Annotated in this window: 23 protein-coding genes; 13 read left to right on the top strand and 10 right to left on the bottom strand. The window is 45.4% G+C overall.

The annotated features are described in order from the left end of the window. Positions 1–132: 132 nt before the first annotated feature. The gene (locus HKI82_RS02305; RefSeq protein WP_171137066.1) at positions 133–1,539 is read right to left on the bottom strand and encodes an anion permease; all 1,407 of its coding nucleotides are present in this window, start codon (positions 1,537–1,539) and stop codon (positions 133–135) included. 256 nt (positions 1,540–1,795) lie between these two features. On the opposite strand from HKI82_RS02305, the gene HKI82_RS02310 reads away from it, so the two are divergent. Continuing rightward, positions 1,796–3,388, top strand: coding sequence for an ATP-binding protein (locus HKI82_RS02310; protein ID WP_171137067.1), 1,593 nt, complete (start codon positions 1,796–1,798; stop codon positions 3,386–3,388). Continuing rightward, a complete protein-coding gene (locus HKI82_RS02315; protein WP_171137068.1) occupies positions 3,382–4,059 on the top strand; it encodes a response regulator in 678 nt (225 codons plus the stop codon). Before HKI82_RS02310 ends, HKI82_RS02315 begins: the two co-directional genes overlap by 7 nt. An 89-nt stretch (positions 4,060–4,148) precedes the next feature. Here the strand turns inward: HKI82_RS02315 and HKI82_RS02320 are convergent, their stop codons facing one another. The 5 genes from HKI82_RS02320 to slyA all read right to left on the bottom strand — a co-directional run bounded on the left by HKI82_RS02320 (position 4,149) and on the right by slyA (position 9,951). Beyond that, positions 4,149–5,444 (bottom strand): dicarboxylate/amino acid:cation symporter, encoded by a 1,296-nt coding sequence (locus tag HKI82_RS02320; RefSeq protein ID WP_171137069.1) that lies wholly within the window; start codon positions 5,442–5,444, stop codon positions 4,149–4,151. A 390-nt stretch (positions 5,445–5,834) separates the two neighbouring features. Continuing rightward, positions 5,835–7,148, bottom strand: a complete 1,314-nt coding sequence (locus tag HKI82_RS02325) for an alpha/beta fold hydrolase (protein WP_171137070.1) — start codon at positions 7,146–7,148, stop codon at positions 5,835–5,837. A gap of 197 nt (positions 7,149–7,345) precedes the next feature. Next, positions 7,346–8,389: a DUF2955 domain-containing protein gene (locus HKI82_RS02330; RefSeq protein WP_171137071.1), complete on the bottom strand. Its 1,044-nt coding sequence runs from the start codon at positions 8,387–8,389 to the stop codon at positions 7,346–7,348. 12 nt (positions 8,390–8,401) lie between these two features. Next, positions 8,402–9,460, bottom strand: a complete 1,059-nt coding sequence (locus HKI82_RS02335; protein ID WP_171137072.1) for an HlyD family secretion protein — start codon at positions 9,458–9,460, stop codon at positions 8,402–8,404. Between the two features lie 17 nt (positions 9,461–9,477). Beyond that, positions 9,478–9,951: a transcriptional regulator SlyA gene (slyA, locus tag HKI82_RS02340; RefSeq protein WP_171137073.1), complete on the bottom strand. Its 474-nt coding sequence runs from the start codon at positions 9,949–9,951 to the stop codon at positions 9,478–9,480. Between the two features lie 237 nt (positions 9,952–10,188). On the opposite strand from slyA, the gene HKI82_RS02345 reads away from it, so the two are divergent. Continuing rightward, positions 10,189–11,397, top strand: coding sequence for a cation:proton antiporter (locus HKI82_RS02345; protein WP_171137074.1), 1,209 nt, complete (start codon positions 10,189–10,191; stop codon positions 11,395–11,397). 92 nt (positions 11,398–11,489) lie between these two features. Here the strand turns inward: HKI82_RS02345 and HKI82_RS02350 are convergent, their stop codons facing one another. Together HKI82_RS02350 and hisC are read right to left on the bottom strand one after the other, a co-directional pair. Further along, entirely contained in the window at positions 11,490–12,263 is a 774-nt protein-coding gene (locus tag HKI82_RS02350) for an ABC transporter substrate-binding protein (protein WP_171137075.1), read from the bottom strand. A gap of 24 nt (positions 12,264–12,287) precedes the next feature. Beyond that, positions 12,288–13,361 carry a histidinol-phosphate transaminase gene (hisC, locus tag HKI82_RS02355; RefSeq protein ID WP_171137076.1) on the bottom strand — a complete coding sequence of 358 codons (1,074 nt, stop codon included), beginning with the start codon at positions 13,359–13,361 and terminating at the stop codon, positions 12,288–12,290. A gap of 183 nt (positions 13,362–13,544) precedes the next feature. Between hisC and HKI82_RS02360 the strand changes: the two genes are divergently transcribed. Together HKI82_RS02360 and HKI82_RS02365 are read left to right on the top strand one after the other, a co-directional pair. Continuing rightward, the gene (locus HKI82_RS02360) at positions 13,545–14,456 is read left to right on the top strand and encodes a LysR substrate-binding domain-containing protein (protein WP_102939776.1); all 912 of its coding nucleotides are present in this window, start codon (positions 13,545–13,547) and stop codon (positions 14,454–14,456) included. A gap of 55 nt (positions 14,457–14,511) precedes the next feature. Beyond that, positions 14,512–14,793: a DUF134 domain-containing protein gene (locus HKI82_RS02365; protein WP_042479696.1), complete on the top strand. Its 282-nt coding sequence runs from the start codon at positions 14,512–14,514 to the stop codon at positions 14,791–14,793. 29 nt (positions 14,794–14,822) lie between these two features. Here the strand turns inward: HKI82_RS02365 and HKI82_RS02370 are convergent, their stop codons facing one another. Then, positions 14,823–15,722 (bottom strand): LysR family transcriptional regulator, encoded by a 900-nt coding sequence (locus HKI82_RS02370; RefSeq protein WP_102939775.1) that lies wholly within the window; start codon positions 15,720–15,722, stop codon positions 14,823–14,825. 189 nt (positions 15,723–15,911) lie between these two features. On the opposite strand from HKI82_RS02370, the gene HKI82_RS02375 reads away from it, so the two are divergent. Then, entirely contained in the window at positions 15,912–16,715 is an 804-nt protein-coding gene (locus HKI82_RS02375; RefSeq protein ID WP_171137077.1) for a DODA-type extradiol aromatic ring-opening family dioxygenase, read from the top strand. Between the two features lie 153 nt (positions 16,716–16,868). Then, a complete protein-coding gene (locus HKI82_RS02380; RefSeq protein WP_171137078.1) occupies positions 16,869–18,494 on the top strand; it encodes a methyl-accepting chemotaxis protein in 1,626 nt (541 codons plus the stop codon). A 54-nt stretch (positions 18,495–18,548) separates the two neighbouring features. On the opposite strand, the gene HKI82_RS02385 is transcribed toward HKI82_RS02380, so the two are convergent. Further along, a complete protein-coding gene (locus tag HKI82_RS02385; protein WP_102939772.1) occupies positions 18,549–19,190 on the bottom strand; it encodes a lipase family alpha/beta hydrolase in 642 nt (213 codons plus the stop codon). A gap of 229 nt (positions 19,191–19,419) precedes the next feature. Between HKI82_RS02385 and HKI82_RS02390 the strand changes: the two genes are divergently transcribed. The 6 genes from HKI82_RS02390 (at position 19,420) to HKI82_RS02415 (ending at position 26,479) form a co-directional block, all read left to right on the top strand. Further along, positions 19,420–21,519, top strand: coding sequence for a TonB-dependent siderophore receptor (locus HKI82_RS02390; protein ID WP_171137079.1), 2,100 nt, complete (start codon positions 19,420–19,422; stop codon positions 21,517–21,519). A 56-nt stretch (positions 21,520–21,575) separates the two neighbouring features. Further along, a complete protein-coding gene (locus HKI82_RS02395; protein WP_171137210.1) occupies positions 21,576–22,475 on the top strand; it encodes a Fe(3+) dicitrate ABC transporter substrate-binding protein in 900 nt (299 codons plus the stop codon). A 20-nt stretch (positions 22,476–22,495) separates the two neighbouring features. Then, positions 22,496–23,467 carry an iron chelate uptake ABC transporter family permease subunit gene (locus HKI82_RS02400; protein WP_240956631.1) on the top strand — a complete coding sequence of 324 codons (972 nt, stop codon included), beginning with the start codon at positions 22,496–22,498 and terminating at the stop codon, positions 23,465–23,467. Further along, the gene (gene fecD, locus HKI82_RS02405; protein ID WP_171137081.1) at positions 23,464–24,426 is read left to right on the top strand and encodes a Fe(3+) dicitrate ABC transporter permease subunit FecD; all 963 of its coding nucleotides are present in this window, start codon (positions 23,464–23,466) and stop codon (positions 24,424–24,426) included. Before HKI82_RS02400 ends, fecD begins: the two co-directional genes overlap by 4 nt. 3 nt (positions 24,427–24,429) lie before the next feature. After that, on the top strand, positions 24,430–25,197 hold the full coding sequence (gene fecE / locus HKI82_RS02410) for a Fe(3+) dicitrate ABC transporter ATP-binding protein FecE (protein ID WP_171137082.1): 768 nt from the start codon (positions 24,430–24,432) through the stop codon (positions 25,195–25,197). A 196-nt stretch (positions 25,198–25,393) separates the two neighbouring features. Next, on the top strand, positions 25,394–26,479 hold the full coding sequence (locus tag HKI82_RS02415; RefSeq protein WP_171137083.1) for an AarF/UbiB family protein: 1,086 nt from the start codon (positions 25,394–25,396) through the stop codon (positions 26,477–26,479). The last annotated feature ends 49 nt before the right edge of the window (positions 26,480–26,528 follow it).

The following is a 26,528-nucleotide window of genomic DNA, read 5'->3' on the forward strand; positions in this document are numbered from 1 at the left end:
TATAGAGGTGCTTAATTAATAACCGGAGTGTGAAGTTGGGCAAATATTGATGGAATTCAGTGACGTGATAATGAAACAGCCCATCGATGGATGGGCTGATAAGCATTGTCAGTTTAGGTCGTTAATCTGGACTTACCACATGCCCAAAATTTTCCACCATGCGCCACCGACGAAGAAGAAGATCGGGATAACGATGAGTGAGAACACGAAACCAATCTTCCACCAGTTTTGTAGCGAATGGTAACCCGCACCAAACAGAATAGGAGCAGGGCCTGAAGAGTAGTGGGTGGTAGACATGTAAAGGTTACTGAAAATACCCAGAACAATAGCCGCCAGCATTGGTGGAGCACCTGCTGAAATAGCAATGGCTAGGAATGCTGAATACATCGCGCTGATGTGTGCCATTGCACTCGCCATTAAATAGTGGCTGTAGTAGTAAACCAGCAGCAAAATCGCGATGGTAGTGACCCATCCAAAACCAGATAAAGAGCTGCTTACGTAATCGCCAAACCATTTGATAAAGCCAAGGCTGTTCAGTTGCGCAGCCATCATTACCAACACGGCAAACCAAGTAATGGTGTGCCATGCTTCTTTTTCGCCAAGCACTGCATCCCAAGTGATAGTGCGAGTGATCAGCAAGAATACTAGACCTAACAGTGCGGTTACAGTTGCGTGTAAACCTAAAGTCGGACCAAGAACCCAAAGAGTAACCATGCCTAGGAAAGTAATGCCGACCATCCATTCCGCACGACTCATTGCGCCCATATCTGCAAGGTGCTGTTTTGCCAACGCGCGCATTTCTGGTGTTTTCTTCAGCTCTGGTGGGAACACGTAGTACATCACCAGCGGAATCAAGAACAGACATAATGCACTTGGAACGATAGCCGCTAACGCCCATCCACCCCATGTAATTTCAACGCCTTGTTCCTTAGCAAAGTTTGCAGCAAGTGGGTTACCCGCCATAGAAGTGAGGAACATAGCACAGGTGATCGCGTTACATTGGAAGATACATTGAACAAGGAATGCACCAATTTTGTTCTCCGTTCCTTTTTCAGGATCAGAGTCATATGCCGCTGCAACAGAACGGAAGAGAGGAGAGATGATACCGCCACAGCGAGCAGTAGTACTCGGTGTTGCTGGAGCAAAAAGAAGATCCGTCAGGACTAAACCGTAAGCAAGACCCAGCGAGTTGTGGCCCAGCTTCGAGATAAACCAGTAACCGACACGGCGTCCGAAACCTGTGCTGATGAAGCCGCGTGAAATAAAGAATGCCGCTGCAATCATCCAAATAGTCGGGTTGGCGAAACCGCTGAGCGCGGTTTTAATCGGCAGCACACCTAAAACGGTACAAGCGACCAGTCCGATTAAAGCCATTGCACCTAAAGGCAGTGGTGCAAGTATCAGGCTAAGAACGGTTACGACGAAAATAACCATCATTTGCCATGCGTTATCTGTTAAGCCATCTGGTACAGGAACGAACCATAAAATGACGCCGAGTAATGCCAGTAATAGCAATCTTGAGTTGGCTGAAGAAATCATAATTACCTCCTAAGTTTTCGCTATATATATCGCTTCAACAGAGGCATTTACTGTGTAAAATCAATTTCTAGTCATTCGTTTTTTGGTTAACTTCCAGCCTGGGTGTTGGTTCTGGTTTGCCTTGTAAACTGTTTGAAATTAGAAGTTTTAAATTCATAAAAACCATTAACTTCATTGCGGTGAGCTTGCTCGCATTTCTTATTTCAGGCTAATGCGCACGTTTGGCATTTGTTTCAGCGTCTAAGTGGAAAATACAATGACAGTACGCTTTATCTCGGACACATTTACTAAGCATTTATTCTGGTTGCTAAGTGCTGCGTTGTTACTTGTCGCAACTGGCTGGTGGATTTACAGTGCCTATCAACTGCAAGATGTGCTTACTCGCCAAATTTCGCTCCGCGCACAAGTTCAATCTCAGCAGTTGGCCAAAATGCCGAGTTTAATTGCCGCTGTCGAGCAAAACGATTCTCAACAGGTCAGTGCGCTCATTGAGACGTTTGATTCGGTAAGCGATGCGGATTTCATTACAGTGAGCAATCATGAGGGGATTCGATTGGCTCATCCTGTATCTGAGCGAGTTGGATTACCGGTTACGGGTGGTGATATCGATGATGCGCTTCTGCTCGGCAAATCATATCTTTCCTATGCTTCTGGTTCATTAGGACCTTCTGTTCGCTATATTTCTCCTATTTTCAATGCTGACCAACAGATCATCGGCATGATCAAGGTTGGGTATTTACTCAATACATTAGAGATGTGGAACAGCAAACGTCTGGCGGGATTATTGATGTTCGGTCTGTTTATCCTCGTTGTTTCTATTGGCTTAGCGGTGCGTTTCTCCACTTACGTGAAGCAGAACATGCAGCATATGGAGCCGTGGGAGCTAAAACAGACACTGGTGACGCAACAAGGGGTATTGCAAGCAACTCACGAAGGTTTGCTTGCAGTGAACAGCGATGGTCGAGTCTATGTCGCCAATGATTCGGCCAAGAAGCTGCTCGGTATTAACCAGAGAATGTTGACGGCTAACATTGATGACTGGGTGGATGACAGCGCTTTGTTTGCTTTATCCGGTGAAGACTTTCTCGATAGACTGGTGCGGATCAATGGTCAAAACTGCGTTATGACCCGTGTAACCATCCCTATGTCTCGCAGTGGCGAGCAAGGCGCGGTATTTAGTCTCCGTGCGTCAGAAGAGTTGCAAGCGTTATCCGAAACCCTCAGTCAGGTTGGACAATATATAGAGAGCTTAAGAGTGACTCGCCATGAGTATCAGAACAAGCTTTCTATTCTTGCCGGACTATTGCAACTTGGTCAGTATGAGCAAGCGTTGAATGTGGTGTTAAACCAGTCAAGAGCAGATCAACAAGGGCTTGATCAACTCAAGTCGTTTGCTCAATTCCCTCAGCTTTCCGCCTTGTTGCTGGCAAAATTAATCAAAGCAAAAGAGCGCAAGATAGAGCTATTGTTGCCAAATGACGAGCATTGGCAGCAGATGCCAGGCAAACTGACTCAGGATCAGCTTTGTTCCGTGGTGGGTAACTTGTTAGATAACAGCATGGACGCCGTGCAGGGACAAAACAACGGCAGAATCGAGTTGGAAATGTGGCAGTCGTCGTTTGAGTATGGTTTGTCTGTCACAAACAACGGCACTGAGATTACCCAACCTCTGGATGATCTAACCACATTAGGTTACACCACTAAAACGAATTCAAAAGAACACGGAATCGGGCTTTATTTAACACAATCCATCATCGAAGTCGCCAATGGACACATGGAGTTGGACAGTGACGCGCAAGCCACATCATTTACTTTGTATTTTCCCAAGAATAAGGAGGCCGAATGCTGAAAGTCATGATCGTTGAAGATGACAGTGAGATCGCAGCATTACATGCACATTTTATTGCTAAAGAGCCTTCACTGAAACTCGTTGGGATTGCCGTTTCATTTGGTATGGCAAGGGAGATGATGGAAATAGCCAAGCCAGATTTGGTCATCGTTGACAACTATCTGCCTGACGGACGAGGTGTCGATTTGGTTTATGAGTGGCTCAAGCTGGAGCACAAACCAGAGTGTATTTTAATTACCGCCGCCAATGATGCTCAAACGGTCAACTTAGCTCATCGCTATGGAGCGTTCGATTACTTAGTGAAACCGGTCGATTACCAGCGTCTATCTATGAGCCTTAACAAATTTATTCAGGTGCGCCAGCATTTATCTCAAGCTAATAAATTACATCAGAGTGAGTTGGATAGCTTGTTTTATCAAGCGCCAACTGCTCCTGAAGCAAACAACAGCACGGACGAGTTTACTCTGAAGCAGGTTGTTGCTCAGTTTGCTCATGCCCATGTGGAACAAACCGCCAGCAGTGTTGCTGAAATGATGAACATCAGTAAAAGCACGGCCCGACGCTATCTTGATAAAGCGGTTGATCGTGGTGAACTGACGGCATTTTTAGAGCATGGCAAAGTGGGCAGACCGACACGGGTCTATTGCCGACCTATTGGAATCAAGAAGTAATCAGATTCTAAAAGTAATCAACATAACAATAGCCAACAAAAAAGCCCCAAGTGCGAGAGCAACTTGGGGCTTTTTAGATTCACATCAGCTTATCTATGAAGATGAACTTCTTCTTCTTTTTCGCCTGCGTGTGGGTCGTTAAATCTTTCTACATCGAGCGCGTTTTCTGATTTCGCTACGATACAGCTAACACAACAGTCGCCAGTGATGTTTACCGCAGTACGGATCATATCCAGCAGACGGTCAACACCCATGATCAGAGCAATACCTTCCAGTGGCAGACCTACTTGGTTCAGAACCATTGCCAGCATAACCAGACCAACACCCGGAACACCCGCTGTACCGATAGAAGCCAGCGTTGCCGTCAGGATAACGGTTAGGTAATCACCCATAGTCAGGTCGATGTTGAAGGCTTGAGCGATAAACGCTGTCGCGACACCTTGCATGATTGCCGTACCGTCCATGTTGACCGTTGCACCAAGCGGAATCGTGAAAGAAGCCACTTTGTTATCAACACCGAGTCGGTATTTTGCTGTTTCCATCGTTACTGGAATGGTTGCGTTAGATGATGCTGTTGAGAAGGCAAACATCACTGCGTCTTCCATTTTCTTCAGGAAAGTAATTGGGCTTAAACCTGAAAAACTCTTTAGCATCACGCTGTAGGTGACTAGCCCGTGGATGAGCAACGCAGCTGACAGTACGAGGAAGTACTCAGCAAGGTTTACAATCGCACCTAAACCAAGGCCAGTAAACAGCTTCGCCATCAGGAAGAACACACCGTAAGGGGCGATGTTCATCAGCAAAGCGACCAGTTTCATGATCACTTCGTTCAGGTCGTTGAACATTGCTGCCACACGTTCACCAGCTTCGCCAGCTGCACTGATTGCAATACCAAATAACAGTGCAAATACGATGATTTGCAGGGTTTTGCCTTCTGCCATCGAGCTGATTGGGTTGGTTGGGAACATATCAATGATCACTTTACCCAATGATGGCGCTTCAGTTGCAGTAAAGGTGCTCGCAGCCGTCAGATCTGCACCTGCACCTGGTTGGAATACCGTGCCCATGAACAGAGCAAGGGTAATCGCAACTGCGGTGGTAATGATGTAAAACGCGAGCGTTTTACCACCCATGCGGCCTAGTGTAGTGATGTCTTTTAGAGAGCTTGTGCCACAAACCAGTGATACGAACACTAGAGGAACTACAAGCATTTTTAAGCTGGCGATAAAGATTTTGCCACCAACTTCGAACAGTCCGTTGACGATGTATGCGTCGACGAATGTATTGCCTTCAAACAAGGCTCGAATAATGAATCCAGTTAAAATACCAGCAACCATACCGATGATAACTCGGCTGGTTAAGGATAACGGCTTCTTGGTATCCATTGAGAACACTCCTTATAGTTATGCACTTCGATAATCATTTCGAAGAGGGCGGCAGGTTATCAGCCAAGGAGCGAAATCAAAAATCAAAAAAGGGAGTGAAATTTGCGAGTGTGATCACGGTCACTTCGCTGGCGGATGAAATTACTAAGATTTAACAAAAAATTAGAATTTTGAAACAATATTGTTTGCTTTTTGAGCATAAAGTGCAGTTTTTGTAAAATATATGCAATACGTTGTGTGGTATCTGGTGAGGAATTCGGCTTTTGGCTCGCGATATTGGTTGCTTAACTGAGCGAGATAATCTGCATAACTGCTTGAGTCAAATTCAATTTTTGTGAATTGAGCCGGCAAAGAGTCAAGCGAACCGAAGCCCGCTTGACGGCGTAGAGACTAGAGAAGCGGTAGATTAAGGTTGGCAGCGGTTTGTTCACCCATTTTTATTAGCGTATCTAATATGTGTTCACCATCCGCACGCAGCCCATTGTGTTCATATTGATTGGTGATCCACGCTTTGCTGTTTGGAATATGCTTAAGTGTTTCGCGGCTGATATCCATCTCTACAAACATATCATCGGCGTAGACAGCACAGCTCACTGGCACTGAGTTGTTTGCGAGAATTTGCGCATCATAAAGGTTCACCCAGTCTTCTTTTTCTGCCAATAGTTGAGCGGCTTCTTTCAGTGGCTTCAAGTTGGTGTAGCTGTCAAACATCCAAGGAAATACCATTTCTCCAGTAAAGAGGAAAGGTTGCCCAGTTTGATAATTGAACTGAGGGAACTCTTGTCTGACTCGATGCGCAGACCAAAGAGAAGCAAATCCCTGACAGTAAATAGACTCATGCAAAATCGCATAAATAGGATTGGTCTGGAAATTCTGCTCCATCATCATTGCTTGCAGAAATTCGTAACGTAGCGTCTCTTTGCCTTCAACCGTGATAAAGGCATTTTCCAATGTAAAGTAGGTAGGGATGAAGCTATCACTAACACCGAAATTAATCCCAATTTGCTGGAACTGTTCAACGGTAAAACGCTGACCTGTGGGTAGCATAACTTCATGTGTTAACAAGTGATCGGCAATACGTTGGCAGAGCTCTTGTGCTCTAGGAAATTGAGCAAAGAATGCCGCGTTTTTGTCTTGAGTACGCTGATAAGTTGCGCGATAAACATCATCCGCATGGCGCGAAATCGAAGGCACACCACCTGTGATGTATGAGCGCAGTAAACTTTCTGGAAAGAGCGACAGATATGTTAACGAACAGAAACCACCGAAGCTTTGACCTAATATCGCCCACTTATCCACGTTCCACTGCTTACGAATAAATTCTGCATCGCGGACAATATTATCTGCTCTGAAATGGCTGAGATATTGCGCTTGCTGTTCAGGGCTCATTCCTGCCAGTGTCTGATGGTTAATGACACTGCTGTTTCCTGTGCCGCGTTGATCCAGAAGAAGAATGCGAAATTGCTGTAACGCACGTTTCATCCAGCCGCTGGTGGCTGTTGCTCTCGGAGAGGGAAAGCCTGGCCCACCTTGAAAATAAACAAGCCACGGCTTGTGTTGATCATCACCGCGTGCGGATGTCACTGAGCGAGCAAACACTTCAATGGTTTGTTGGTCAGGATGCTGGTAATCAAGCGGAACAGAGAATGTATGCGGAGTGTAGAGAACTCCGTTATCGATAAAGCTATGAGCGTGTAGAGACATGGCTGATGATTTATCCTTTGGATTTGTTTTTGCGCACCTTAGCACAACTCCATCATCGGCATAACCGCTCTCAGATACAATTCGTATCTATTAATGAATATTGTTCAATCACCATCAGCCTAAAAAATAGCGCCAACAGGCGGCTGCCTATATTAGCGGCGCTATTGTGAAAGATTGAACAGTTGCTGTGAATGGAACTACGCCATCTCATGGCTGAATCGGGTCGACTCAAAACGGTTGAGCAAGCGATGAACAAAGTAGGTCACCAGCAGTGTCACCACAATCGCAAACAGAATGCTGCTTACACGGTAGAGAGCGCTGTAAACCAAGTCACCGCCTGGAGAAAGATACTGTCCAAATAAAATCCCAAGCGTAGTTAAGCCGCCAAAGCCTGCACCTGAACCGCTGGATTCTTTTACGTGCATGTAGCTGAAGATCATCGAACCGATCCAAAGCAGAGGAACAACGAAGAGTAGTAAATCTGACCAGTCATACAGCAGTATCTGCCCAAGCAAACCGAAGGTTACGCCCATCAATGTTCCCATCGCACGTTTACGCGCATAACCCATAGCGCCATTCCAGTTCATAGGAAAAAGCAGTAATACCGTTGTAGCTTGCGCGGATAGAGAGTCACTTAAATTGAACACTTGAAAGACAATAAATGACAAGGTGGCAATCGTCGCTCCCATGATCGCTTCGTGGCGCATGCGATGACTTTTCTTCGGTTCCGTTGGTCTTGGTGGTGGCTGTCTTGGCTCAACATCCGGAATCAAAAACGTCATTAAGTACGCGATGACAACGGAAAGCACACTTGCCAGTAAGTTGGTAAAAACTAAATTGTTGATGTCTGTCGTTGGGTAGCTGGCAAAGTGCAGCATGATACTCAAGCTGATGATGCTGTTTGCGCCAAACAGAAACAGGCTGCCCTTAGACATACAAGCAAATTTCACTAAGAACAGACCGAACGCAATGATAGTCATCATGCCCGGATGAGCACCGAACAGTCCGCCCAAAATGCCAATTTCCAAACCACAGACTACTGCCGCCGCGACAAGCTGGCGCGCGGCGTGAGCATTCATTACTGGCACCATACCCAGAAGCAGCATGGGTGTAACAGTGAAGAATACACCGTTATCCCAGCCAAAGATCTTACTGATGGTAAAACCAAGAGTTGCACCAGTGGCAATACGCAGGCACTGTCTGAGGTCGTTCGCAGACAGTGGGTGATCCCATAATCTCATGCCACCTCCTAATTAATAGATATAGTGGAGTGCACTAAGGAAGTGGATTTGTGCTCTCGCTAGTAATGCAAAGAGTGAGTTTTCTGGAATCAACTGTACCGTCGCACGTGCGCCAGAAGGCAATTGCTCTACTAGATTATTATCAATCGCTAAGTGAACGCGCATACGTTGTGCATCACGAACCCAACGGCTGGATGTGGTTGGCGTAGCAAGACTACCGTCAGCGGCGAACTGACCTGCACTCACACCTGCGTCTAATGTGCTGAGCTGAGCTTCAAACACTTGTCCCGGTTTGCTATCGAAAGCAATTAAGGCGCGGCTGTCTGATGCAAAGTGACGTAAGCTTTTTTCACGGAAATCGGCAATCACATCTACTTCATCAGCCACTAGCGCTACTAGTGGGCTACCAGCACTCGCATAAGTACCGTTTTCCAATTGTAGGTTAGTGACAATCCCATCATGTTCAGCAACCACTCGAGTGTATGAAAGGTTTAGCTTAGCTTTATCTAACTGGTTTTGAGCAACGCGAACCCTAACGTTGTTGTCACCGACCTCGCCACGATTAACTTGCAGTTGCTTCAAGCGAGCTTGCGCTGCTGATACGTTCGCTTGTGCGGCAACTGCTGCACTTTGCGCATCATCTTTCAGCTGCTGTGATGTGCCGTTACGAAGGAAAAGAGTATTCAGACGGTTTGCTTCGCGATGTTTTTGTTCTGCAACGATAACGCTTGCTTTCAAATCTGCTTGTGCAGCGGCAATGGATGCGTCTAATTGATCGTTGTTTTGCATGACTTGTTTGAGATTGAGTTCAGCTTGTTCAACCGCTAGTTGGTAAGTTTCAGGGTTGATTTCAAACAGTACATCACCTTTATGCACGGCTTGGTTGTTTTTGACATAGACGTTGGCAATTTGACCGCCGACTTGAGGGGCGATTTTGGTGACGACACGGGTTGCCATTGCTTGGGGTGTCAATGGCATCGTAAGGTCCGCTACGAGAAAATAGGCGAACACAAACACAAACCCGAAGCAGGAGTATTTAATCCAGCGAGCGAATTTTTGATCTGGGGTCATGATTTAAAACTTCTCTTTTATTCTAAGGTTTCTGACTTTTGACTAAGTGCTTCAAGCGCGCTTTGTGAGACTCTGTCGAGTATCGATGAAAGCATTTTTATCTCTTCATCACTGATGTTATTCAGTATCTGGCTACGAACTTCGACGATTTTTTCTTCCATCTGTTTGAGCAGAGATTTTCCGTCTTCGGTCAGTCGTACTATTCGAGCGCGTTTGTCACTTTTACAGCTATAACGAGTGACGAGAGATTGCTCTTCTAATTGATTTAAAGTGCGCATTAATGATGGCAGTTCAATTTCAAGCGCTTCAGCGAGACTCTTCTGACTTACGTTGTCACCTAGACGTCTTAGTTTCCATAAGGCAGTCCAGCGTGGGTGTGTAAGACCGAGCGGAGCTAATTCGCGATCTGCTACCATTTTCCAAAGGCGTGATACGCGGGCTAACTGCTCAGCGAGAGACAATTCTTTGAGGCTTGCAATGTCGTGTACCATGATTAACTCTTATTTACTTAGCGTGCTAAGTAATATAGTTTAGTTAGCACGCTAAGTAAATAGATGTGATGAAAATCACAGTCATTTTTATTTGTGACACATGCTCGCAAGTCTAACTAATTGAAGCGAAGGATAAGGGAACACTTAATTTATCGTCTATTCTTAGAGGGTTACGTAAATTGTTCGGTCGTTAAATCAAACAATTAAAGGCTTTCAACTCTCTAAAGGCATAAGCTTGTGGAAGAACACATTATTATTCTCGTTATCGCATTAGTGATCTTGAGCTATGGATATATTTCAAACTTTCTCGCTCGATACGACATATCAGGCCCCATGGTGTTTACTGGCTTGGGGTTACTGTTCTCACCACTAGGTTTGCATTTTGCTGAACTCAACATTGACGCCAACATGGTGACTGTACTGGTTGAAATTGCCTTAGTTCTGGTGTTGTTCAGTGATGCGGCTTTGTTGGACCTAGGGTTACTAAAACAATCTTGGAAAATCCCTGCTCGGCTTCTATTTATTGGTCTGCCAATCACTGTGGTCGCAGGAACGATAGCGGGCAAAATCATTTTCCCTGATATGCCATTTCTCGATTTACTGCTGCTGGCTTTGATCTTGACGCCAACCGATGCAGCACTTGGTAAGGCTGTTGTCTCTGACCCTATTGTGCCTAAGACCGTACGCTCTACCATCAATGTGGAGAGTGGCTTAAATGATGGAATTATTTTCCCTATTCTGATTACGGTAGTTGCTGCCATCAGTGCGGGCATTAACCATGAACCGCAAGGTAACTGGATGATTTATGTTGCTAAGCAGATTGTCTTCGGTGGATTAGCGGGTGCTGCGATTGGTTATTTGGGCGCGCGAGCACAGCTGCTCTGTTTGAAAAAAGAGTGGATGGTCGAAACTTATCGAAACTTGGTGCCGATAGCGTTAGCCATTCTCGCTTACTACAGCGCTGAAGTGGTTTCTGGTAACGGCTTTATTGCAGCCTTTTTTGCGGGCTTATATGCAGGAAACACCAGTGAGAGTGTCCGAGACCACATTGAAGATTTTGCTGAAAGCGAAGGGGAGTTGTTGGTATTGATCAGCTTCTTTGTTTTTGGTTTTGCCTTTGTGCCAGTCACTTGGGACTACATTTCAGCACCTGTGATTGTTTACGCTTTACTAAGTTTGACTGTCTTGCGAATGCTGCCTGTGATTCTTTGTTTGCTCGGAAGTAAACTTGATTTCTCAACCATGAGCTTTATTGCTTGGTTTGGTCCAAGAGGTATTGCTTCTATATTGTATGCGCTGCTGGTCGCTCATGAATTCGGTTCTATTCAAGGTTATGAGCAGTTGTTCGCGGTTGTGACTTTAACGGTATTAATGAGCATTTTTGCCCACGGTTTTTCTGCTCAGCCGTTGGCGAATTTGTATAGCAAACACATCCAAAAGCCATAGTCGCATCTCAAACAAAGCGGCATGCAAAACAAAGCCGGCTTGATTGCCGGCTTTCATCTCAATAAATCGTGTCTAAAGATGAAGAGATTGATTTATAGGTTTTCACCATAGATATCGAAGCTGAAGTATTTCGCTGCGATCTTATCGTAAGTACCGTTTTGGCGAATTTCGACGATAGCTTGGTTAAACTTTTCTGCCAGCTCTTGGTCCTGTTTACGTAGCGCAAGTGCAGTACCTTCACCGATGTAGGCTTTATCCGTTACCGCTTGGCCTTTGAACTCAAAACCTTTGCCTTCAGCTTTGTCTAGGAAAGCCAGAGATAGCTGATCTGCGTTACCGAACGTTGCGTCTAAACGACCATTTTGCATGTCGATGTACACTTCATCCTGACCTGTGTAACGTTTGATTTCAGCCACTGCGCCAAACTTGTCTGTTACATAGCGGTCATGAATCGTACCTTGCTGAACACCAATCACTTTGTCTTTCATACCAGCTTGATCAATGGTGAAGTCAGCATTTTTCGCTGCCACGAAACGAGCGGGTGTTTGGTAGTACTTGTTTGTGAACAGAACCTTTTTCTTACGGTCGTCTGTGATACGCATTGACGCCATAATCACGTCTGATTTACGAGCAAGCAGGCTAGGGATTAGCGCATCCCAGCTTTGTGAAACCCAAGTACACTCTAGTTTTGCTTGAGCACATAATGCGTCCGCAATTTCAATATCGAAGCCAACAGGCGTGCCGTCTGCATTCTTGTAGTTGAACGGTGGGTAAGTGAAGTCAGAAGCAAGACGTACTTCTTTTGCAAAAGCTGCTGAACCGAACAGTGCTGCACAACAAGCTAAACCTAAAGCTAATTTTTTCATTGGTTAATTCCTTTTATCAATTATCTACGATTGCGTTGGGTAACTGCGGAGCACACTAATCACTTCTTCCATGCTCGATTGGCTACCGATAGTGATTCGTACGCAGTTTCTAAGTGCAGGGTCGTGGCTTTGATTGCGAGTCACAATACCTTGCTTTAGAAGATACGCAAACAAGTCTTCACCTGTATGTGTACGTACTAACACGAAATTGGTGGATGACGGGTAGACGTGAGCAATACATGGTAAGTTGTTTAACTCACTGATGAACCATTCACGGGTACGAATGAGCGTTTGAGTGTTCTCTTTTACCTGTTTTAGACCCGTTTCAGACAGCGCCGTTAATACCACCGTTGCACTTGAATCCGGCATTGGGTAAGGAGGAATAAGCTTAGAGACGAAATCCATCACACTCTTATCGGCGATAATAAAACCGCAACGTACTGCCGCTAAGCCAAAGGCTTTCGATAGAGTGCGAATGACCACTAAGTTAGGATATTGAGCAATCAGACTTGCGGCGTTGTGTTCCATTTCAAATTCGATATAGGCTTCATCAACCACCACGATGGCGTCGTCTTGTGTTCCTTCAAGCACTTTGACGATCTCTGCTTGAGAGATGAGATTACCTGTAGGGTTATTCGGTGAACATAGAAACACCAAATTCGCCTCTTTTGCTGCCTGAATAACACCTTGGCAGTCCAATTCGAAAGCATCACCAACGAGTGGTACTTTGATGGTTTCCATCGCAAGTGCATCCGCACAGAACTCATACATAGCGTAAGTTGGCGGACAAACCACGATCTTATCTTTACCCGGTTGGCAGAAGGTACGAATCAATAGGTCAATAGCTTCATCTGCACCACGTACCGCAAGCACTGGAGCGTCAATCTCCGCGTATTTTTGATAAGCCGAAGCGACATCATGAGGCAGAAAATCAGGGTAGCGGTTGTAGCTTTGCTCCTGATTATCGAACTTGATTGGGAACTCAAGTTCGTTGGCGTTTAACCACACTCGACCTGAGCCACCGATACGTCTTGCTGACTGATAAGGTATTAATTTTTTTATGACCTCTGGTACCAATGAGGCGGCTAGTGAAGACATGGTTGACCTCTCGCTAGTGCTAGTTAGTCGCACTAAGTGATTTTTTATTCGTTAAATTGCATTTAATTTGTTTTTATTTGCAATTCGCTTTTTGTTTTGATTATTCAATCAAAAAGGATTTGTAAAAAGAATCGAAATAAACACATACTAGCCATGATAAAAAATCATAGCTCGAGGTGTGGGATGCATCTTCCATCGACAAAAACATTGCAGGCATTTCTCGCCACAGCAGAACACTTGAACTTTACTAAGGCTGCGCATGCTTTGAACCTGACTCAGGGCGCGATCAGTCGGCAAATTCTTTCATTAGAAGAGTTGTTGGGTGTGAAATTGTTTTTCCGTCATGCAAGGGGATTGTCGCTCACGCAACAAGGGTTGAAGTTTGTTCCTCATGCGGAAGATGTACTGAACCGTCTGCGCTCGGCGATTGAAGAGGTGTCGTCGACACCTTCCACTATAAAACTCAACGCGCCTAGCTGCGTGACATCTTGGTTGTTGCCGAGATTAATGGCTTTTCAGGACGCACACCCTGATATTGATGTGGAGCTGACTTCAACCATTAAGCATCACCTTGAACCGAACTTTAATTTGTTTGATGCAGTGATTATGTACAGCAAAGCGCCCAAGCTTCCTTCCGTGGTGAGCCATCAATTGTTCGAAGAGTGTTTAACGCCTATCTGTCGCCCAGAACTGCTGGATGATTTGGGGCAACAGTTGTCGTTTGATGAATTACCGCGACTGACGTGGTTACATGCTAATACAGAACAAAGTGACTGGAAGTTATGGCTAAACCATATGGATAGAAGAGAGCTGTTTAGCAAAAGTAATCAGCACTTTTCAACCCTTGACCAAACCATGAATGCCGCGCAGCAAGGGTTTGGCATTGCTGTCGGAGACATTACGCTTGCCGAGCAAGATCTTGCTATGCATCGATTAATTAAGCCTTTTGAACAGACAGTACTTTCTGGCCACAGCTATTACTTTTTGTACCCAAAACAGAGTGATAATCCTATGCTAGATACGCTTCAGGATTGGCTCGTTTCTGGCTTTCAACAATCAGTAGCAATCGAAAAGCAGGCGATGGCTGCGAACTAATTTGTTCTGCATCCAATATCGACAGATTCAGAATAGAAACAAAGAAGGAGCCGTTATGGCGCGTCCGAAAATTCCTCGTCAGATTTGTGGTTCTCCAGCTCAAAGCTGTTTTAAACCTAATGGCGTTCCAATGGGAAGTTTAGAAAAGGTTTTTCTTGAAGCTGATGAATTTGAAGCGATTCGGCTGGTGGACTATCAAGGAATGCAACAACAACAGGCAGCCGTTGAGATGGGAGTCTCGCGACAAACGTTGGCCAACTTGGTGAAATCTGCCCGAAAAAAAGTGGCGGATAGCTTACTCAATGGTAAAGCGTTGATGATGAGCCCAGCTGAGTAATTTGGACTCTGTCTAGAGTGTTGCTCTCGCTAGTAGTTATCCCAATACGGCTTGTCACCGTAGAAGCCAGCTAGAAAGTCGATGAAGTGTCGAACTTTGGAAGCAAGGAATTCCCTGTGACTGTACAGCGCATAAAGTCCGAGAGGTTCAATTGGGAAGTTGTCGAGAATCTCCAACTCTCCTGATGCAATAGCAGAGCCGGTCAGAAAAGTAGGCTGAATGGCATAACCACGTCCCAATACCGCTGTTTTGACAATCACATCACCGTTGTTACTAGCGAAATCACTGCGGAAATCATGCACCGATAGGTGTTTCGGCCAGTGGGTAAAAAGACTTCGCGGATCAGAGTACGAAAAACGCAGGTAGTTGAGCTGACATAATTCATCAAAGCTAGTTGGTCTGCCATGTTTATCCCAATAGTTCGGTGCGGCGCAGACGAAGAGGTTAATCGGCGTAATTTTTTTCGCCACAAGCGCTGAGTCCTTGAGATGACCGATACGAAGGGCGATATCAACCCCTTCTTCAAGAATGTCGACTTTCCTGTCCGTTAAAAACAGTTCAACTTTGATCTCAGGGAACTGGGTCTGGAACTGTTCTATAGGGCCGGACAAGTGGTAAACCCCAAACGACATCGGTGCGCTTATTCTCAACGTGCCTGAGACTTGGGTATGCAAGTTAGAAATCGCATTTTCCATATCATCAATATCCATCAATACTTGATGGCAGCGATCGAAATAGGCCTGACCAGCTTCGGTTAGATTTACGCGACGCGTAGTTCGGTTGAGCAACCTTATTTTTAGATCATCTTCCAGTTGCGCGACGTATTTGCTGACCAGTTGTGGCGACAGTTCGAGCTTGTCTGCGGCTTTAACGAAGCTTCCTTCCGATACAACGGTTGTGAAGGCTCTCATAGCAACAATCTTGTCCATATTAACTTCTGCCTGTATTGGAAATGCCACGTTTATAATTAAGCAACACGGCGCTATTTTATCACGCCTGAGTTGATAGGTATATTAGCCTACATAGTCAAGGTGAGCTTAGATTTAAGCCTAACATAGTGTTAAGACAGACATAGTACTAAAACTAAAAACGAAAGCCGCCGAATCAGGAGAAATAAAATGAAATCAACTCAACGTATGCCTGCATTGTTCTTATCACATGGTTCTCCAATGATGGCGCTAGAACATTCGCAAACCACAGAATTTTTTAAAAAGCTTAGCGATAAATTTCCAGAGCCTAAAGCAATCGTGATTTTTTCAGCACATTATGATCGCCGTGGTCCAGTGACAATTACCAGCGGACATACTTTAGGAACAATCCATGACTTCTATGGATTCCCTAAACCGCTTTATGACATCGACTACTCAGCGAAAGGCGCACCTGAACTGGCACAAAAAGCAGCGAAATTACTGCAAGATGCAGGCATAAGTGCTCAACTGGATTCGAACCAAGGGTTGGACCATGGAGCTTGGATACCAATGCTATACATGTATCCACAGAAAAATGTGCCAATCATTCAGGTGTCGATCAATAGCTATATGGATGCGGTTTCTCACTATGAAATAGGTCGTTGGTTGCGTCCACTTCGTGAAGAGGGTGTGCTGTTTGTCGGTTCAGGCGGTATCAGCCATAACTTACGCGAAATTTTTGCACCAGTTCAAGACCCGCATAGAGTAGAGAAGGTGAATCAGTTTACTGGATGGGTGAGTGACCAGCTTGCATCAGGTAATATCAGTGCATTGTTGGACTACTTAAATCAAGCACCACACGCAAGGTTTAATCACCCAACGCCGGATCATTATCTACCTCTGCCTTGTATCTTAGGTACAAGCTATGAAGATGAAATTGGTGAAGTATTGCATCGCGCTATTGATCTAGAAATCTTAGCTCTTGATGCTTACGGTTTTGGTATCGCTGCTTAATCAAATCAATTCAACGCAAAGCAAAGCTCAAGAGAGGGAACTCTTGGGCTTTTTCTATAGGTTTGTTCTATCAAAGTAATAGGATTAATCGGACATATTTCTCATCCCGTATCTGCTAAATTTTGCCCGTTGTTAGGTCGTTAGGGCATTTTTATGCGTTCTTTTTCAATTACAAATCTGGTTCGGGGAAATGCGTTCATAGCCGTTGCCGCTATTGTCGCTTTGTCCATATATCTCTTGTTTACTTTGACTCGCGTGCAGTCTCAGTTTGGTAACGTTGTAGACCGAAATGTCAGTTTGATGACGACGGTTTCCGATCTTCGTTACTACACAGTAACTTATCGTCGTTTTGCGTTGGACTACGGTTTGACTTCGGATGAACAACAGCATAAGCAGATTGTTCATACCATCGGAGTGAATGACAAGAAAGTTAATGATTCCTTTAAACGCATGAAAGCTCTCGCTGATACCAGCGATATTCAGGCCGCAGTGTACGATTTCGAGCGTCGCATTGATGAATACAGAGCAATGCAACAGAATTACATTCGCTTGATAGACCAAGGCCATATAGATGAAGCAAGGCAAGAAATGTTAGGTCCAATGCTTGCTCCGTTTAATGCCATCGTGGATCGTTTAACCCAGCTCCAAAACGATTTGGAACAAGAAGCGAACTTGATTAAACAGAACAAACAAGCAGACATCGAATATGCTCTTCAGTGGTCAGTGATAGCAGCGAGTGTTGTGGTTATTTTGCTGGTGGCATTTAGCTACTACACAGCCAAACGAGTTTTGAACCCACTCAATCGTCTAAAAGCACACATGTCTGTTGTGGGTCAAGGCCAGTTGCATGCCTCGTTGGCAAAGAACGAATTTCATAATGATGAGTTTGGCCAAGCTGCAACTGCATTTAATAGCATGCAACAGAACCTGCTTAATCTCATCATTGCCGTGAAAGAAAGTGTTCATTCACTGGATCTAGTGTCTGAAGAGTTAGCGGCGAAAGTGGCTCATACTCAGCAAAGTGTCGATGCTCAGAAAATCGAGATTGATCAGATCGTCGCTGCATCTCAAGAACTCACTGAGAACACACAATTTATCGACCAAGTCACACAGCAAGCATCAGAAAAGAGTGGAATGGCGAAACAGCAGGCGCAAATTGGTGAAAAGAGCATCGTGAATTCCATCTCGCGCACTGAGAATATGTCGCTCTTGATTGGTCAAACCGGTGAAGTCATTGAAGGGCTTTATCGTGGCAGTTTTGATATCAGTGTGATTTCCGATGTGATTAGCAATATCACCAAACAAACCAACCTACTTGCTTTGAACGCAGCGATTGAAGCGGCTCGAGCAGGCGAGAGTGGTCGAGGTTTTGCGGTGGTGGCAGATCAGGTTCGAGAACTTGCACAGCAAACGCAAAGTTCTATTGATGAAATTGGCGGCATTATTGGCAATTTGCAGTCACAAGCCACCAACGCACAGCAATTAATGAGTCAATGCCAACAACAAATCGGCGTGAGTTTACAGCAAGTGACGGAAGCGGGTGAGTCTTACCATGCCATCGTCAGTGCTGCAGAGGAGATAGCTAATATGGACAGCCAGATCGCAAGGCTTTCACAAGATCAGCAGTTGCTATCGGTGAATGTGAACAACAGTGTTCAAGCGATCAGTCAGTCTTCTTTAGATATTGAGAACATCGCTAGTGAGACTACTGAGACTTACCACGCGGTACAAGCTCAAACAGAACACTTAAAACAGTACATAGGAGCTTTTACCGTTTAAACAGATTTCGTTCCAAACCTGCACTTCTTCCCGAATAAAAGTAAACTTGCCTATTCATTCCGCTTTTATTCGGGCTTTTTCTTGCTCGAATTTATCATGACGTATGAAGTGATCAATTTGTTCTGCAACGCCTGAGCTGTAAATCAAACTGGTGTGAGTGTTTCGTACCAAATGGTGCGCCGTCATTCCCGAAATTTTAGTTTCTTCGACGGTTACTGTTCCATCTGAATGAGCCGCATCTCTCCCCATTAATAATGAACGTACGCCAATGGGAATAGTGCCAGCTAAGCTTCCCAGTTTTTGCGGGAAATCCCATTTATCTTCGTGCTTTTGCAGCCCAAACTTCGCTGAATTTCCCAATAACATACCTAGACCCATCTGCTGAATTTTGCCAACGATAGAAGCGCCATTTATCGGAGACCCCAAGGCGACGACATGGGAAATTAAGTTTGCATCTGGTTTGCGTGAAGCGAGATATCGTTTGATCACCACACCACCCAAACTGTGTCCGACAAGAATATTGATTTGCTTGTGATCGAGCGCTTTGTCAATAGCTGAAAACACTTTGTTTTCATCAATCGCCACGGTGTTATAGCTTACGACTTGGCTTTCATAACCCAGTTTTTCAAGACGTTGGCTAAGTGGCAACATCGCAATACCGTGCATGTACAGCCCGTGAAGAATAATCACTTTCATACGCTATCTCTGAGTTCCTGAATTAGCCGTTCATAATGCAATGAAGTTAATATAATGATGCCGCTACTCATGTCAAAGCCTTGATTTATCGTATCGTCAAATACGATGCGTATATTGCAGTTATTCATATTAAATAAGTATTAGTACTTAATTTATCATTTGTAATGAGAATAAAACTCAGTTAGATTCGCAAGCCTTCTAAATATAAATCAGCTATAAACACAACCCCATGAAGGCTCAATTCAACTACTCTTCTCTTTTTTTAGCGATGTTGCCGGCGGTTTCTTCCCCCGCTTTTTCCGCAGATGACAGCACTCAAAGTACCATTACTGATGAGGCTGAAACGGTGACAGTTTATGGTCGCGCGCTTTCTTTGTATCGTTCACAAGAAACCAGTCTTGCAACCAAAACACCGACGGCGATTGACGATACACCTCAGTCTATTCAGGTTCTTCCACAGCAATTGATCGAAGATCAAGGCGCTCGTCAAATTACGGATTTATACCGTTCAATCAGCGGTGTAAGCCAATACTCTTATTCCGGTGTGACTTTTCGTGGCTTTCGTCAGGATCAAATTCTTTATGATGGTGTGAGAGGGGACCCGTTTAATGGTTTCTCCATTCCACAGCTTTTCAATATTGAGCAAGTGGAAGTATTGAAAGGACCTTCGTCAGCGGTGATGGGAAGTGGTGAGCCTGGTGGTGTGATTAACTATGTGACCAAGAAGCCCACTTACGAGGCTCATCGTCGTGTTTCTGTTACAGCAGGAAATCAAGATTTCGCCAGTGGCAGTGTAGAGCTTTCTGGTCCTGCCAATGAGGATGAAACTCAACGCTACCGTGTCGCGATTTATCAAGATCACGAGAATCCTTCACGCAACAACACCGATGTTCGTAATCGAATTATCGACCTCGGTTATGCGTGGGACTTAGGTGATACCACAACAGTGACAACTCAATTTACAGACATCATTCAACATTACGGTGGTGCTCGTTTAAGGGGCATTCCAACTGATGATGAAGGCAACTTCCTTGCAGATATTAACTGGAACGCTAACGAGGCTTCTGACTATCAAGACCTCGAAGCAAAGGTTTACCAAATTAAAGTTGAGCATGACTTTAATGCTTGGTTAAGTGGCGATATTACGGCTCGCTATTACGAGAATAAAGAGATGCAGAAATACCATGAGCCTATGGGATTGGTGGATACTGACGGTGATGGTGTCTATGACTGGAGTAAGCGCCAGTACCGTGACCAAGTGCGCGAGAACCAAGCGGGTTCTCTGTCTGCTAACTTAGTTGCAGAGTTGGGTAGCCACACTGTGCTGTTTGGTGGCGATTACTATCGACTTAATGAAGATTATGTTTATTACGTTGATAAGAGCGTAACGGGAATCAGCCTGACAGATCCAGAATACGGTGCGGATACTTCGGGTTATACCCTCACGCTGTCAAAGCAGACGGAATCGAGTTCCGAACGTTACGGAGCCTACGTGCAGGATCAATGGCAGCTTACTGAACGTTGGAATGTACTTTCTGGTGTTCGTGTTGACGGATTCAAAGACAAGGTTAACGACCTAGTAGAAAACTCTATCAGTGAGTATCAGGGTTCTGGGCTGTCATACCGTCTTGGCTCGACTTATCAAATCAATTCGAACTTGCACCCTTATGCTGTGGTTGCGACAGGTTTTGTTCCGCAAGATGCCTCTGATCAAGCTGAGTCAAATGGCGGTCCGTTCGATCCTGAAGAGAGCCTGATGTACGAAACTGGTGTACGCAGCTACTGGTTTGACAATGCACTTAATGTCAATTTGGCTCTTTATCACATGGTTAAAGAGAACATTCTTCAAACTGATCCCGATGATGACACTCGTTTGGTCTCTTACGGCAAAGTGCGCAGTCAGGGTGTTGAAGTGGATATGCTGGCGGATATAACCGAAAACTGGACGGCAAACCTGAGCTATGCCTACAACGATACACGTGTGAAACAAGCTTACGATAGCATTACCAACAGTGTTGGTACTCGCTTTGCAAATGCCCCGCATCACCAGTTAGGATTATGGACTCGCTATGACATTACTGTGCTGAATTCATCTGTGGGGTTTGGCGCCGATCATGTGAGCGAGCAATACAACCAGAGCGGTCAGATTGTAAAAGCCTACACAGTATTTGATGCATCATGGCAAACACGCTGGCAGCAGTGGCAGTTCCAGCTCAATGTGAAGAATCTGTTCGATAAAGAATACGCGGTGAGTGGCTTTATCGATCGAACAGGGCATTTCCCAGGCGAGCAGCGCCGTATTTATCTGACGGCTAATTACGAGTTTTAATCTTTGAGAGTCTCGCTGTGCGAGGCTCTTTGTTGTTTTCTGAAAAGGTATTAATGATGAAATGGTGTTCTTGGCTTACGCGCAGTGCTGTATTGGTTAGTTATTGTTTGAGCTTCTTTGCTTCGGCTGTCACCGTGACGGACAGCCACGGTGAATTCTCAATTCAGTCAACGCCACAAAGAATCGTGGCACTTGAGTTCTCATTTGTTGATGCGCTGGTGGCTGTTGATGTAAGCCCAGTGGGTATTGCTGACGATAACGATCCAACCCGATTGCTCCCTGCAGTCAGCGAGAAGCTGGGTGAATGGAAATCGGTAGGTACACGATCTCAACCAAGTTTAGAAGTGATTGCATCCCTCAAACCCGATCTGATCATTGCCGACGTAGACCGACACTCAGCGGTGTATAACGACCTGACAAAAATTGCACCAACACTTTTGCTTCCTTCGCGCCGTGAGACCTATCAAGACAACCTAAAATCCGCGGCGATTATCGGTAAAGTGATTGGTAAAGATGTTGAAATGCAGCAACGTTTGCAACAGCACGCGCAATTGATGCAGGACTATGCAAAACAGCTACACGGGCTTGAGCATGAAACGGTGCAATTTGGTGTTGCACGCGAAAATTATTTCTTTGCACACTCGTCGGAGTCTTACGCGGGTGGTGTGATTCAAGCGCTAGGGTTAAGTTCTCCAGAAGGGTTAAAAAATGAAAACGCTTCTCGCCAAATTAGCCTTGAACAGCTGCTGGCAATTAACCCAAATTATCTGATTGTTGGTGATTACACTCAAAACAGCATCGTAAAACAGTGGCAGAAACAGCCATTGTGGAATGTGCTTAATGCTGTAAAAGCCAAACAAGTTTTTCATGTTGATGGCAACATGTGGGCTCGATGCCGAGGCATTCTTGCTGCGGAATATATGGCAGCAGACTTGTTGAAGTTGGTTAAGTCTTAATGCATGTCAAAATGAGAATAATGAGTGTGGTTACCACGCTCATTGTTGGACTTGTTTTGATGGTTTGGCTTGGTTTATTTAGCTACTCAGCCGTCCCCGTCTCTGCAATGGATGCGATTGCTGGCGTTTGGTCGCCTCAACCTGATGTTATTGCTCATGTCATCGTTCAAGAAATTCGGCTGCCACGAGTGCTTGAGGCTGCCATTGTAGGTGCAAGTCTTTCCTGTGCTGGCACATTGATGCAAGGTTTAACCCGTAATCCGTTGGCGTCTCCGAGTTTGTTTGGCGTGAACGCGGGTGCAGCTTTAGGGATCGCATTGGCGACCACGGTTTTCTCAACGGACATTATTTCAAGCCCAGTTGCCGCGATGGTTGGTGGCCTTGCTGCTTGGGTTCTGGTTATGGTGCTCGGCGGTGCTTGGAAAATGGGTGCCGAGCGAGGTCAATTGGTTTTAGCGGGCATTGCGATATCCGCATTATGTGGTGCATTAACCAAAGCGAGCGTGATTTTGGTAGAGGATCAGGCAGCCAGCGTAATGGTGTGGTTGGCTGGGTCTTTTGCTCATGCGAGCTGGGATACATGGGCATGGAGCTCACCGGTATTGGCTAGCGCCTTAATGCTCAGCTTATTACTTGCGCCCAAAGTGAATTTGTTAGTTATGGGGGATGAGCGAGTAAAGAGCCTTGGCGTGAATCTTAATGTGTTACGTGCGGCGATTGCTCTATCCGTTTTGGTGTTGGTGGGCGTTAGTGTCAGCAGTGTTGGGGCGATTGCTTTCGTCGGCCTTATTGTGCCGCATATCGCCCGCTTGTTGGTTGGTTACGATCATCGAATACTATTGCCTGTGACTATGTTGCTTGGGGCGGTGTTAACTATCGGCGCTGATGTTCTCAGCCGTGCGGTTATCTTTCCAGCCGAAACACCTGCTGGAGCAGTACTCGCTATTATCGGTGCGCCTTGTTTTCTCTATTTAGTAAGGCAGAAGCGATGAATGCAGTTCTACGTACGCAAGTCTTTCTGACCGTTTTTGTTGCTATCGCAATTGTTGCTAACCTGAGTTTTGGTGCGGTTAACTTAGCCTCTCAACAGGTATGGCAAGGGCTATTTTCTGGCAGCGAGCATTACTTCACTATTCACGAATACCGTTTACCACGAACTCTGATTGCCATACTGGTGGGGGCAATGCTTGCAAGTTCTGGTGTGTTGATTCAGGGCGTAATTCGAAACCCGTTAGCGTCGCCAGATATTTTGGGCGTAAGCCACGGAGCAGGGTTGGCTGCGGTGGCTATGATGACGTTGTTTCCGTCGGTTTCTGTCTACTGGTTACCTTTGGCGGCGCTGGTTGGCGGAATAAGTTCTGCGTTCTTACTTGCGTTAGTGTGCGGTGTAAATACCGCGCCTGTTCGCCTAGCAATTACCGGTGTTGCGCTGGCAGCGTTATACAGCAGTGGTATCGATTTTCTGATCCTGACTCAGCCGCTAGAAATCAACAATGCATTGCTTTGGTTGACGGGAAGTTTGTGGGGAAGAAGCTGGGCACAACTTTCGATGATATTGCCATGGCTCGTTCTGGCTCCTGTCGTTTTGTGGTTAAGTCATGCGCTGAACTTACTCTCTCTCGGTGATGAAAGAGCCAGCAACTTAGGTATCTCTGTACCTTGGGTGAGGGCGGGTGCGCTGTTTGTCGCTGTACTCTGGACTTCAGTGTCGGTGGCGGTTTGCGGACCGATTAGCTTTCTTGGTTTAGTTGCTCCGCACTTGGCTCGACAATTGGTGGGAGGGCGACATCAGGCATTGTTGCCAACATCCATGTTAGTCGGCGCGAGTTTGCTTCTTGTTGCGGATTTGGTGGCGCGAACAATCGATCCGCCGATTGAGCTACCTGCAGGCATTATGACGGCGATTATCGGCGCTCCTTACTTCTTATATCTATTAATCAAAATGAGATAACTCATGGCGTTAACGACTGAAAATCTTGTTGTCGGGTACGGCAAAGTTCCAATTGTAAAGGGCGTAAACATAACCGTTCCTGAAGGTAAAATTACCGCTCTGTTGGGGCCAAATGGTTGTGGCAAATCAACCTTGTTGAAGGCGCTTTCGAGAATTTTGTCAGCGCAAAGTGGGGCGGTATTGTGGCACGAAGAGAAGATTGAACAGATATCTTCTCGTCAATTAGCACAGCAATTGGCACTTTTACCTCAATCTCAAGAGCCACCCGAAGGTGTCACTGTTCGTGACGCAGTCTCGTATGGTCGCAGCCCATACACGGGTTTTTGGGGGCAATTGTCTGCACACGATAAAGCGATTGTTGATCAATCAATGAAAGCCACTGGCGTTGAGAGTTTTGCAGAACGAGCGGTTACCGATCTTTCCGGAGGCCAAAGACAACGTGTTTGGCTGGCTATGACGTTAGCGCAAGACACAGACTACATATTGCTTGATGAGCCAACCACTTATCTCGACATGAACCATCAGGTGGAGTTGATGAAGCTGCTGCGTCAGTTGAATCAGCAAGGAAAAACTATCGTGACGGTTTTGCATGATATCAATCAGGCTTGTAGATATTGCGACCATTTAATTGTGATGCAGGAAGGGCAGGTGATCAGCGAAGGAGCACCGGATGTTGTACTTACGTCTGAGTTGCTTGCAAAAGTATTCGAACTGGATGCGCAAATTCATCCATGTCCGATTACTAAGACTCCTATGTGTATTGTCCGTTAACTCTTTGTTTTAGTAGCTCCTTATTCGCTTTCCCTGCGAGGAAAGCGAAGCTTCTCAGCCTCTTAGTTTTCTCTTCCTTCTTTGATTATCCTCCCCTTGTTATTACTCAAAGTATGATGTTTTTTCCACCAGTTGCGTGTGTTATGAGCAGATAACAACAAAGCAATAACAGAGCTAATAACGGGAAGAGAAGGCAATGAACCTGAGACAACAACTGCAAAAAGCGTTTGATGAGAGTGGAGAAAACTTGGTGGTTGGTAGTGAACAGCTCTGCCCTATAGAGCCTTCTGCCCTCGCTGAGATCACCGAAGATTCGCCTCTGGTTGTCAGAGTGATTCGCTCGGGGCTAACCGCTGAAGTCTTTCACCTAAGAATCGATGGTAAAGAGTACAACCTGAAAAAGCGTCGCCAAGTGGCAAAAGTAGCTAACTTAGACGGTCAGTATTCTTTTCTCAACGAAGTTCAGCGACGTAATGACCTACAAAAACTCAAGCAGCAATCAGATACTGCGCAAAGACTTAGCCATATAGTGCCAACGATCTACGCTAACTACCGTCTGGGAATTATTTTGTCGCCGTGGATTGAAGGGCACCATATTCAGCAACTCACGCCGGAATTGATTCAACAGTTGTTCACCACATTGCAGGCGTGTGAAGAACACGGGTTGATGGAATGGGATCTATGCAGTGGTAACTTACTGGTGGATCAACATCAGCAGCTTTGGCTGTTCGACTTCGGCTACATGTACTCGTTTGATCCCAAAGCAGACTTCAACAGCAACGGAACCGCCGACCCTTTATTCCACATGGTTGAACGCTTCGAAACGCGCTTCTTTTTTGGCTGGCTGCTGAAAAATGCTTGTTCTTTGGCTGAGCAACTTGAGCTGTACCGGACGCTGAAACAAAATGCTGTGGAGATTTATCAGCAAAAAATCGAGTGGCTTAAAGCACAACATGCAGAAGCTATAGTGATCAATCATTTTGAAAGTGTTATTGAAAGTTGGCAGAGAGCGTTAGCCAGTGATGATGAACTTTTGCTTCTGTTTCAACTAGAATCTTTCCGCTCTCATGTGCTTGATATTGATGATGACATCGACGGCCAATCTTGTACCGAATTAACCCTGAAACGGATATCTTTGGTGCTTGATGTTCTGGCGAGCGACTTTGATTGTTTGAACAATAACGGTGGTTTGTTTTATGGCAACAAAGGTAAATCACAACAAGCGCTCATTGAGCAATATGAGCAGAAACGAGTGTTGGCAGAGAAATATCAGTTGCGCTAGTGGAAGGATAGAAGAGCATTGAATTTTTGCCGAGAGTTGCTAGTCAATC

This window comes from Vibrio plantisponsor (assembly GCF_013041605.1).
Lineage (GTDB): Bacteria > Pseudomonadota > Gammaproteobacteria > Enterobacterales > Vibrionaceae > Vibrio > Vibrio plantisponsor.

What these genes read in the sequence shown, in the direction of transcription:
- HKI82_RS02305 (WP_171137066.1), bottom strand. Translation starts at nt 1,539, where the DNA reads ATGATTTCTTCAGCCAACTCAAGATTGCTATTACTGGCATTACTCGGC.
- HKI82_RS02310 (WP_171137067.1), top strand. Translation starts at nt 1,796, where the DNA reads ATGACAGTACGCTTTATCTCGGACACATTTACTAAGCATTTATTCTGG.
- HKI82_RS02315 (WP_171137068.1), top strand. Translation starts at nt 3,382, where the DNA reads ATGCTGAAAGTCATGATCGTTGAAGATGACAGTGAGATCGCAGCATTA.
- HKI82_RS02320 (WP_171137069.1), bottom strand. Translation starts at nt 5,444, where the DNA reads ATGGATACCAAGAAGCCGTTATCCTTAACCAGCCGAGTTATCATCGGT.
- HKI82_RS02325 (WP_171137070.1), bottom strand. Translation starts at nt 7,148, where the DNA reads ATGTCTCTACACGCTCATAGCTTTATCGATAACGGAGTTCTCTACACT.
- HKI82_RS02330 (WP_171137071.1), bottom strand. Translation starts at nt 8,389, where the DNA reads ATGAGATTATGGGATCACCCACTGTCTGCGAACGACCTCAGACAGTGC.
- HKI82_RS02335 (WP_171137072.1), bottom strand. Translation starts at nt 9,460, where the DNA reads ATGACCCCAGATCAAAAATTCGCTCGCTGGATTAAATACTCCTGCTTC.
- slyA (WP_171137073.1), bottom strand. Translation starts at nt 9,951, where the DNA reads ATGGTACACGACATTGCAAGCCTCAAAGAATTGTCTCTCGCTGAGCAG.
- HKI82_RS02350 (WP_171137075.1), bottom strand. Translation starts at nt 12,263, where the DNA reads ATGAAAAAATTAGCTTTAGGTTTAGCTTGTTGTGCAGCACTGTTCGGT.
- hisC (WP_171137076.1), bottom strand. Translation starts at nt 13,361, where the DNA reads ATGTCTTCACTAGCCGCCTCATTGGTACCAGAGGTCATAAAAAAATTA.
- HKI82_RS02360 (WP_102939776.1), top strand. Translation starts at nt 13,545, where the DNA reads ATGCATCTTCCATCGACAAAAACATTGCAGGCATTTCTCGCCACAGCA.
- HKI82_RS02365 (WP_042479696.1), top strand. Translation starts at nt 14,512, where the DNA reads ATGGCGCGTCCGAAAATTCCTCGTCAGATTTGTGGTTCTCCAGCTCAA.
- HKI82_RS02370 (WP_102939775.1), bottom strand. Translation starts at nt 15,722, where the DNA reads ATGGACAAGATTGTTGCTATGAGAGCCTTCACAACCGTTGTATCGGAA.
- HKI82_RS02375 (WP_171137077.1), top strand. Translation starts at nt 15,912, where the DNA reads ATGAAATCAACTCAACGTATGCCTGCATTGTTCTTATCACATGGTTCT.
- HKI82_RS02380 (WP_171137078.1), top strand. Translation starts at nt 16,869, where the DNA reads ATGCGTTCTTTTTCAATTACAAATCTGGTTCGGGGAAATGCGTTCATA.
- HKI82_RS02385 (WP_102939772.1), bottom strand. Translation starts at nt 19,190, where the DNA reads ATGAAAGTGATTATTCTTCACGGGCTGTACATGCACGGTATTGCGATG.
- HKI82_RS02390 (WP_171137079.1), top strand. Translation starts at nt 19,420, where the DNA reads ATGAAGGCTCAATTCAACTACTCTTCTCTTTTTTTAGCGATGTTGCCG.
- HKI82_RS02395 (WP_171137210.1), top strand. Translation starts at nt 21,576, where the DNA reads ATGAAATGGTGTTCTTGGCTTACGCGCAGTGCTGTATTGGTTAGTTAT.
- HKI82_RS02400 (WP_240956631.1), top strand. Translation starts at nt 22,496, where the DNA reads ATGAGTGTGGTTACCACGCTCATTGTTGGACTTGTTTTGATGGTTTGG.
- fecD (WP_171137081.1), top strand. Translation starts at nt 23,464, where the DNA reads ATGAATGCAGTTCTACGTACGCAAGTCTTTCTGACCGTTTTTGTTGCT.
- fecE (WP_171137082.1), top strand. Translation starts at nt 24,430, where the DNA reads ATGGCGTTAACGACTGAAAATCTTGTTGTCGGGTACGGCAAAGTTCCA.
- HKI82_RS02415 (WP_171137083.1), top strand. Translation starts at nt 25,394, where the DNA reads ATGAACCTGAGACAACAACTGCAAAAAGCGTTTGATGAGAGTGGAGAA.